General features: G+C 45.3%; 1 protein-coding gene. It reads right to left on the bottom strand.

All coding sequences use genetic code 11. The features are described from left to right. On the bottom strand, window positions 1-496 hold a 496-nt coding region (locus R0J92_RS21610), incomplete at its 3' end, for a phosphotransferase (RefSeq protein WP_411053144.1). Window positions 497-534 lie beyond the last annotated feature (38 nt).

Below are 534 nucleotides of genomic sequence, written 5' to 3' on the forward strand. Positions count from 1 at the left end.
AATCACTCGCATCAACCAAACCGTTATTCATTCGTGATTGCGCCTGAGCGAGACGAAATACGCGATCGCTGTTAAAAGGACAATTACAAACAGGAATCGAATGCAACCGGCGCAGGAACACTGCCAGCGCATCAACAATATTTTCACCTGAATCAGGATATTCTTCTAATACCTGGAATGCTGTTTTCCCGGGGATCGCAGTGGTGAGTAACCATGCATCATCAGGAGTACGGATAAAATGCTTGATGGTCGGAAGAGGCATAAATTCCGTCAGCCAGTTTAGTCTGACCATCTCATCTGTAACATCATTGGCAACGCTACCTTTGCCATGTTTCAGAAACAACTCTGGCGCATCGGGCTTCCCATACAATCGATAGATTGTCGCACCTGATTGCCCGACATTATCGCGAGCCCATTTATACCCATATAAATCAGCATCCATGTTGGAATTTAATCGCGGCCTAGAGCAAGACGTTTCCCGTTGAATATGGCTCATAACACCCCTTGTATTACTGTTTATGTAAGCAGACAGTT

It is taken from the genome of Tritonibacter sp. SIMBA_163, from assembly GCF_046535935.1.
Lineage (GTDB): Bacteria > Pseudomonadota > Alphaproteobacteria > Rhodobacterales > Rhodobacteraceae > Epibacterium > Epibacterium scottomollicae.